This window comes from Leptolyngbya sp. FACHB-36, from assembly GCF_014695955.1.
Classification (GTDB): Bacteria; Cyanobacteriota; Cyanobacteriia; order Leptolyngbyales; family Leptolyngbyaceae; genus FACHB-36.
This window is the reverse complement of record NZ_JACJPG010000602.1, coordinates 1-8,444: the sequence shown is the minus strand read 5'-3', so window position 1 is coordinate 8,444 and position 8,444 is coordinate 1. Positions and strand designations below refer to the sequence as shown.

General features: G+C 52.4%; 8 protein-coding genes. 2 read left to right on the top strand and 6 right to left on the bottom strand.

Annotation, left to right across the window (positions count from 1 at the left end):
* Positions 1-442: 442 nt before the first annotated feature.
* Positions 443-1,249 carry a hypothetical protein gene (locus H6F43_RS21900; protein ID WP_199290424.1) on the top strand — a complete coding sequence of 269 codons (807 nt, stop codon included), beginning with the start codon at positions 443-445 and terminating at the stop codon, positions 1,247-1,249.
* A 79-nt stretch (positions 1,250-1,328) separates the two neighbouring features.
* On the opposite strand, the gene H6F43_RS17895 is transcribed toward H6F43_RS21900, so the two are convergent.
* From H6F43_RS17895 to H6F43_RS17870, 6 genes are all read right to left on the bottom strand, one after another.
* Positions 1,329-1,961 carry a hypothetical protein gene (locus tag H6F43_RS17895; protein WP_190344070.1) on the bottom strand — a complete coding sequence of 211 codons (633 nt, stop codon included), beginning with the start codon at positions 1,959-1,961 and terminating at the stop codon, positions 1,329-1,331.
* Positions 1,962-2,203: 242 nt separating this feature from the next.
* Positions 2,204-3,262, bottom strand: a complete 1,059-nt coding sequence (gene dusB, locus H6F43_RS17890; RefSeq protein ID WP_190344069.1) for a tRNA dihydrouridine synthase DusB — start codon at positions 3,260-3,262, stop codon at positions 2,204-2,206.
* Between the two features lie 450 nt (positions 3,263-3,712).
* Positions 3,713-4,933, bottom strand: coding sequence for an FtsW/RodA/SpoVE family cell cycle protein (locus H6F43_RS17885; RefSeq protein WP_190344068.1), 1,221 nt, complete (start codon positions 4,931-4,933; stop codon positions 3,713-3,715).
* Between the two features lie 140 nt (positions 4,934-5,073).
* Positions 5,074-5,946: a 6-carboxytetrahydropterin synthase gene (locus H6F43_RS17880; protein ID WP_190344067.1), complete on the bottom strand. Its 873-nt coding sequence runs from the start codon at positions 5,944-5,946 to the stop codon at positions 5,074-5,076.
* Between the two features lie 166 nt (positions 5,947-6,112).
* Positions 6,113-6,853 (bottom strand): phosphatase PAP2 family protein, encoded by a 741-nt coding sequence (locus H6F43_RS17875; protein WP_190344066.1) that lies wholly within the window; start codon positions 6,851-6,853, stop codon positions 6,113-6,115.
* A gap of 75 nt (positions 6,854-6,928) precedes the next feature.
* Complete coding sequence (locus H6F43_RS17870) at positions 6,929-7,759, bottom strand: prohibitin family protein (RefSeq protein WP_190344065.1); 831 nt, start codon at positions 7,757-7,759, stop codon at positions 6,929-6,931.
* Positions 7,760-7,946: 187 nt separating this feature from the next.
* On the opposite strand from H6F43_RS17870, the gene H6F43_RS17865 reads away from it, so the two are divergent.
* A complete protein-coding gene (locus H6F43_RS17865) occupies positions 7,947-8,327 on the top strand; it encodes a hypothetical protein (protein WP_190344064.1) in 381 nt (126 codons plus the stop codon).
* Positions 8,328-8,444: the final 117 nt, after the last annotated feature.

The following is an 8,444-nucleotide window of genomic DNA, read 5'->3' as shown; positions in this document are numbered from 1 at the left end:
TCCACAAAACGAATCGTGGGTCGAGCCTCTCTTGAAGCAGACATAGATCCTAGAGCACCTTGAAACTCTCTATCCTCATTCTAGATTTCTCTCACTATAGTGACCAAAGAGGGGTATGCACAATTCCTAAATGGGAGACACTACCTCAAAATTAGGTACCAAAGGCTTAAGACGCTTATGGTTGCGCGTAATAACGGTAGGTTCGCAGGTGATTGGTTAGTAGCTTCCGAGAATGGCGGCGATCGAAAGTATGGCTAACCGAATCCAGAAGCAACATGAAGGCAATTTTATGAATCAGCCAAGGGTGCCAAGTTGAGTTTTTGCCAAACCTGATTAGGATTGAATGAGTTTTTTTAACGCAAGCGATACGCTTGAAATATCAGAAACGAGGGTGCGCTGACCCTGTGCATTCGGCTTCAGCGCTTCCTAGCTTGTAACGCTTATGACAGAGAACGCCAACGGATCGATCGAGCAATTAAGTTCTGCTGCTGCCACCTATGCGGCAAATTTGCTGTGTCACTACAGCTTTGAACTGGGTGGCTACACGGTAGATGAACTGCTTGCCCGCTGGCTGAAACGCTATCCAGACAACTGGGTCAGGCTAGCCTCAATCGAAGCACTTTACCAAGGACGCTACAAGGCAGTTTCAGTAGAGCAGATCTTGACGTTTTGGCAGCGCCGCGGTCAGCCTTCCTATCACTTCAATCACGAATTTGAGCGCTTAGTGTGCAGCAAATTTCCTCGCAGTTTAGGCGTTGGAGATTTTGCTCGCGTCAACCCTCGATCGACCTCAGCGCCAACTTACCCGTTTCTGGATGTCTTGAGACGCCGATCGATTTCTGAACCACAGAGTGAAACAGCTCCCTCACAAATCGCTCCCTCACAAATTGCTACCTCACAAATTGCCGCCTCGGAATCAGCTACCACGAGCTTAGAGGTAGCAGCTTATAACGACACGATCGTGCCACCGGACGAGCAATCAGACGAACACAGCGTTGATGAGTTGGAAAACCGTGATCCGCCGAATGAGACTCTGCCCTTGGTAGTGCCGCCCGAAACCCCCCCTTCTGAGCGTGCTTCACTCTACGATCCCCAGTGGATCGTTCCAAGCAATGGCAAATCTCCTATCCATCGGTTCACTCCCGCACCAGAATCGTCCGAGTTTTACTGCAAACTAAAAGCCGTCGCTCACCCTGCCCATGACAGAGCAGCAGACGAAGCTCGATCGTCCACCGGTAACGCTGACTGAAAATAGGAAAAAAAAGCCCCCGCACTTGGCGGAGGCAATAAACCCAGAGAGAACCTGAAGACGCCGTAAAACAAATCTGTTATTGAGCTGAACCTGACCCAGACGGGCTTGCAGCAGGAGCGTCTGATGACGGTGTACTCTCCTGAGCTGGAGCACTTCCTTCCGGAGCCGTACCGCTTTGTCCTTCGGTAGGAGCCGTCTGAGCCGGAGCCGTTTGAGTCGGGGCTGACGAAGCTGGAGCCTGCGGTGCAGGACTGGGAACCGTAATATTTACGTTGGGAGCAGGAGCAGGTTCCTGAGGCACGGGCACAGGCACAACACGATCGCGCTCAATAATGCGATCGCGCACCTGAGGCGATTGTGCAGGAGACGGAGCGGCACTAGGAACGACGATCGTTCGGTTAACCGGAGCTTCGTTGCGCTGCGTTAAAAAGTAAGTCGCTGCTACGCCAAGGCCAACTAGCCCTGTCAGTAGAATTCCCATGATTAGCCCACGGGCAGCGTTATCATTGTCCCGAATTTCCTGAGAGACTTCAGTGCGGTGCTGCTCCACCGATCGTCCCTGCACGTAACCATCCCGATAAGCAGTCCGATTAGGAGTCACTGGTTGACTTGTTACCGCCTCAGGACGGCGTCCTCCAGTCTCAGACAAATCACCAGTTGCGGGATAGTTATCGCGGTTATAGGAGTCGGAATCGTTTAAGTTTCTCATAATTAGTTGTCAGAAATTGTCAAAGCAGAATCTAGATTTAAGACAGGGAACCTGTTAGTAGATGACTCTGAGAATTTCCATTAGGGAAGTACCAGAACTCAAGTCGAAGGCCTACTTAAGTTGTGTCTAACTTAGCCGTTTCTTAAGTAGATAGCGCTCTATCTAGAGAAAGGACTGCCCACTCCGTCAGAAGAGTGAGATTCCGGTGAAATGAGCAGTAATCATGGGCGATCGATTGTGCGTTATCCCGCAACTGCAAGTAGCGCTTGGGCGTCTGAGCTAGCTGCATCAAGGTCAATCAGCCGATCGATTCCTTGATCAATCAAATCCAAGCCTTGCTGTACGTTTTCGATCGTGCTTAACTGTCCGCGCAGTTCGGCGGCTCCAGCAAATCCCTTGGAGTACCACGTCATGTGCTTCCGCGCTTGTCGCACACCGCGATCGCCCTTGTATTCCCACAGCAGTTGCAGATGTTCGCGGGCGCAGTGCAATCGCTCGATCGCGGTGGGAGGCACTTTTTGCTGCCCTGTTTTCAGGAAGTAGTCAACTTCCCCGACCAGAAAGGGGTAGCCCATTGTGCCGCGCGAACACATCACCCCATCAGCTCCGGTCTGCTCTAAACACTGCACTGCCGCTTCTACCGAGAAGATGTCGCCGTTCGCAATGACTGGAATCGACAGAATCTCTTTAACTCGCGCTATCCACTCCCACTTCGCCGGACCGTTGTAGCCCTGAGCACGAGTGCGCCCGTGAACCGTGATCATCTTTGCGCCCGCGTCTTCCATCCGCTTCGCAAAGTCCAAAATCGTGATTTCCTTGTCAGTCCAGCCAATGCGAGTCTTTACCGTTACAGGCACGCTGACGGCATTTGTGACCGATCGAACGATCGCCGCTGCCACCTCTGGCTCTCGCAGCAGCGATGAACCGCCCCCATTTTTGGTGATTTTGTTCACTGGGCAGCCCATGTTGATATCTACGGTGTCTGCGCCTTCTTCGACTGCCATCTGTGCCGCTTCTGCTAAGAAGTCTGGGCGACAGTCGAATAGCTGAATGCTGATGGGACGCTCGTTCGGGTCTACCTCCATGATCTTCGGCAGTTGCTTGACGTAGTGCAATCCAGTTGCATTGACCATTTCGGTGTACATCATGGAGTCGGGGGCGTAACGCCGCACCAGTCGCCGAAACACCAAATCCGTTACTCCAGAAAGCGGCGATTGCAGCACGCGACTGTTCACCTCGAAGTGACCAATCTTGAGGGGCGCAGACAGGCGATCTTTTAGAGCGGATGAGAGGTCAATCATGATGAAATTACAGCGCGGCGTCGATCTGTCATTGTAGCGCTGGGAGAGAGGCGACGGCGATCGTCGCTGTAACGGGAATCGTAACGAATCGAAATTCCCTAGAAATTGCGGTGTGCCTTTGTATCATTTGATGCGTATGCTTGATACATCACGCAGAATTCCCAGAATTATGGTTTGAGCAGAGAATGAATTGAGTAGGTAAACACAATTAACTGAACAGTCGTATCCAAATCGCTAGCTACAATCAAGCATCTCCTCGTGCTCTGTGCCGCTCTGCTAAGCAGCACAAATGAGACGAAACACCACGGGTATCTACTGTGACGTTGACTGCTCAAACGACTAATGGTTTGGGTCAGCATTGGTTCAAGGTTCAGGCGAATGGACAAGCTGGCTAGATTCATGCCAACTCATTGGCTGAGTGAAGGGGGGATCGTTCCAGCCGCCACGCTATCACCGGATTGCGCCTTCATCCCGATTGAACTTACGACGCAACGGCGATCGACCTGAACGATCCAATTCCTCCTGATGCAGCGGCACAACTTTCGCTTCGCTGCCCTCCCGCGCTACCCGAATCAGCAACCCAGCCGCCAGCAGACTGGCAATCATTGAACTGCCACCGTAGCTAAACAGCGGTAGCGGCAAGCCTGTCGTTGGCAGCACACCTGTCGCAACACCAATGTTCAGCAGCGATTGTCCCACCATCAGGACCGTAATGCCGATCGCCACCAGCCGATGCACAGGATTCAGCGTCTTCAGCGCTACTTTTAGCCCCAGCGTCCCATATGCCACCAGCATTACCAGCAGCAGCAGGCTACCAACAAAGCCAAACTCTTCAGCAAACACAGCAAAGATGAAGTCAGTGTACTGAATCGGCAGGTAAAACAGCTTCTGCTGCGACAAGCCAAACCCAGTTCCCCACATGCCCCCAGACCCAACTGCCAAAATGCTTTGAATGAGCTGATAGCCGTCGCCCTGTGGGTCTGCCCACGGATTTAGAAACGACATAATGCGGCGTCGCTGGTAGCTGCGCAGACTAATGCTCAACACCGCCACAAGCACTCCGGCTCCTGCTGTACTGCCCAAGTAGACGTAAGGCAAGCCCGCTCCTAGGGCGATTAGCCACAGGATCATGCCGCACAGCGCCGCTGTACTCAGGTTCGGCTGCAGCAAAATTGCCACGAGAACGACGCAAAAAATTCCGAGCCAGGTTAGCCGCACTGCCCAGCGCAGACGGTCCCACTGCCCAAAAATTCGGGCACCTTGCAGCACAAGAAACGGCTTGATCAGCTCTGAAGGCTGCACCAGAAATGGACCGACGACGAGCCAGCGAGTTGCCCCATTTACCAGCGTCCCAACTCCTGGCAGCAGCGTGACGACAATCACCCCCAAAATCAGCAGCAGCAGCCAGTCTGCCAGTCCTAGGATGTAACGCAGGGGAGCGTGAACAACGAGGTTGAACCCAATCAGCCCCAGCAGAATTCCGATCGCCTGTCGCTTGCAGTAGTACAGCCCGTCGCCGTTTTCGGCATCCGCGATCGCAAACGATGCCGAGAACATCACGGCTAGACCGATCGTCAGCCAGAGAAACGTTAGCCAGCGCAGCCAACGTGCCTCAGCTGCCCAATCTTGAGCATCCGTGTCGAAGAAAGGAATCAGGAAGCGAAGATTCACAGAGGTTAGAGGCTGGGGACTAGGGGCTAGGGAACTCCATCCCTACATCCAGCTACTAGGCAGACAAGTCTAGAGCACGTTGTTGCAACGCGCAAGTAACTACGCCAAAAGATTTATGAATCTTGAATCGCGGCTGGCTCCTACGGCTGAACCAGTGCGGGTTCGCGCTGGGCGGCTGGATGAGCTAGAGATAATGGCTCCGTGCAGTAAACCTCGCAGGAATTGTTGGGGCTTTCGATCAGCTTGACCTTATGCAGGTGGGCACCAATTTCAGCGATCGGCTGCTTCAGCAAATCGCGAATATGCACGGCAATATTTTCAGCGGTTGGAACCACTTCTGCAAAATAGGGAATGTCTTTGTTCAAGAAGGTGTGGTCGAATGGCTCGACTACAAAATCATCCACGGCTTTCTGAAACGCAACCAGATCAGCAATCATGCCCGTGCGGGGATCGATCTCGCCTTTAATCGTGACTTCCAGATGGTAATTGTGTCCGTGTCCATTGGGGCGAGCACACTTGCCGTAGATTTCACAGTTTTTCTCGTAGCTGAGATCTGGGCGGGCGAGGCGGTGCGCCGCGCTGAAGTGGGTACTGATGGTGAGGTAAGCTTCCATGTGATTTCCGTAGTAGTCTGCCCAAAGTTCGGGGTGTTCAAAAAGCTGAATGCGGACCAGTGGGAGATGGGGTGCAAGTCGCTGCCAGATCACTCGTGCAATGTGTTCGGTTGTGGGCAGCGTTTCCTGGAACTCTTGCCACACGTCGTTGAGAAACGAGAAATCCAATTGACTGGTGATTTCTTGCTTGATGACGTGCTTGACATCTGACAAGTTAAGCACCATGCCGTACTCATCAAGGTCGCCTGCCATCGATACGTAGAGTACATAGTTGTGTCCATGTCCTTTCTCGTTGGTGCAAGCACCAAACCGCGCAAGATTCTCGGCTTCGCTCAGTTCAGGTAGCCAGTAGCGATGGCTGGCAGAGAACTGAGCGCGGCGATCGATGATGCATTTCATAAAGATTGGCTGATAGGGGAGCGGACCGCGTTACGTAACTTAATGCTTTCTTTAGGATAGCGGATTCACGACTGCCGCAAACTGTCGATTCTCCAGCGGCTTCCTTCATCTAGTTGGGGAGGTCCGGTGGCAGCTTGGCAAGACTGAATAACCGCGTTCAGGTCATCTACGTGTTAGAAGTCTGATCACTCACTTCCGTGGTGGGTTCCAGTAGCGTTTTGGGACCTGCTTGAGTCGGTCTAATTAGCAAACTGACGCCGATCGCCCACGCAAGCGCGACCATCCAACCCGCCAAAACATCGCTGGGAAAGTGAACGCCAAGATAGAGCCGCGTCCACCCGATCGCGACGACGAACAGCCCGCCCAACACCCCCACCAACCGCTGCCAGCGGTTACCCGTCAGCACAATCACCAGCGCTACCACAAAGGTCATGCTCGACATCGCGTGTCCGCTGGGAAAGGCAAAATCAAGCTCTGGCTGGGGCGACTGCCACAGGGCAGGACGGACGCGATGAATCAGGGTTTTTGCTAAACGGTTAATCCAGCCGCAGCCCAGCAGCGTGACCGACCAATAGAGCAGCGATCGCCAGCGACGCCGCCCCAGCAGTACTAGCCCAATCCCGACCGAGGCGGGAAACACGCCCCAGCGAGTACCCAATCCAGTCAGAATCACGGCAACGTGATCGAGGTCCGGTCGGGACTGGCTATGAACCGCCATCAGCACTGCAACATCCCACGGTAGTCCTGCCTGAGTTCGCCAGACTTCTACCGCCAACAGTTGAAACACCAGCAGCGGCAGCGCAACTCCAAGCAGAACACCTAAAAGCGATCGCCAGCGACTAACCAGCAGCGGCTCTATTCGGTTAAGAACGGTTTGAAGATACTGTCTAAACTCAACGCGAAACATTGCGGCTCACTTTCTAACGGTTTATTTCAGTTAGCTCTGCATCACGATCAATGGGGGAATGCGCGATCGCTGGCGCTACTTTTTGACGCTAAATACCGAAGAGCTATTCGAATCAATCAATTTGTTTAAATCTATAAGTTTTAGACTGCCCTCACCCACAAAAAGCGGCAGGTTTCCATTCCAGCGATCGACCGCTTGTTTCTGTATTAACTCAGGCGTCAGCGTTTCGCGGATTAGGCGTTGAGCTTCGGCTTCACCCTTTGCCAAATTAACTTTTGCCTCAGCTTCCCTCATGGCTCGCTGCGCCAAAAATTCTGCCCGTTTCGCATCCTGTTCTGCCACTTGTTTCGCCTCTACAGCATCCCGAAATCGCTGAGAAAACCGGACATGAACCAGAGAAATGTCATCCACATCAATGTGGTAGTTGGCTAAGCGCAGCTTGAGTTGATCATCAACTGCCGCTTTGACGGCTCCCCGCTTGGTAATAATTTCCTCAGCCGTGTACTGCGCCATCACGGCTTTCAACACCTCTTCAACGGCAGGATCAATGATGTGATCAATAATTGCCACCTCATCGCCGATTTGCTGAAAGATAGCATTTGCCTCTTGCGGAATAATATGCCAGTTTAATGCCACATCGGTAAAGACTTCTTGGAGATCTTTAGATGAGGCTTCCGCCGAAATCTCTTGTTCTTGCACTCGCACACTCAGCGATTTTACCGTGTTGACTAACGGAATAATTGGATGAATTCCCTCGCCTAGAACCGTGTCTTGCACACTACCAAACTGCATTAGCACCCCTCGATTGCCCGCGCTGACTACTGCAAAGGAGGCAGACAGCAGCATGACCAGTAGAATCACGAGCGTTAACTGACTGGCAACAGATAGGGTGCGGGCAGATCTCATATCGAAGCAGGTTGGTAAGCTGGCGATCGCTGCGCGTGCGCCACGCCTAGACGACAGATAACCTGGCTAATCGGGTGGCTCTAGACACTGACACGCGAATTAAATTACGATAAGTCTACCGGACTATGGGATTTTCCGGCGGCTCATTTATGGCTAACTCTAGACCAATGCGGTAGGAACAAACCTCGTGCTAAAACGACTGAGAGGCGGATTGCTTTTGCTCCTTGGCTACTTGCTCTCGCCTTTATGCTGGTGGAACGATTTAGTGTTTAATTTACCGATCGCCTATGGATTCGGCTACCTGTGCAGCTTGCTTTCCCCTAAGCTGCTGGTGCCGGGTGCGATCGCGGGCTACTGGATTTCTAATATTGTTGGCGTTGTTATGATGCAGTTTGGCGCAATGGATGTGATCCAGAATCAGTCGTCGCGGAACTCCAGAAAAGATTTGATTACGGGACTACTGTCTTCGACCGCCTATACCGTACTAATTGTGGCGCTAATTCAATTCAAAGTCATTGACACAACTTTTTTGCTGTCTCTGATTCAACGGCAGCCACCGACAGGTTAAGCGTGTTACAGCCTTTTCCAGGCTAGTGAAGTACAAAGCAGGGTAATGTAAAGTTGTCATTTTCAAGCTAGCTGTCATGAAATCGTACTCGCTCGACTTGCGCCAGAAAATCGTGGA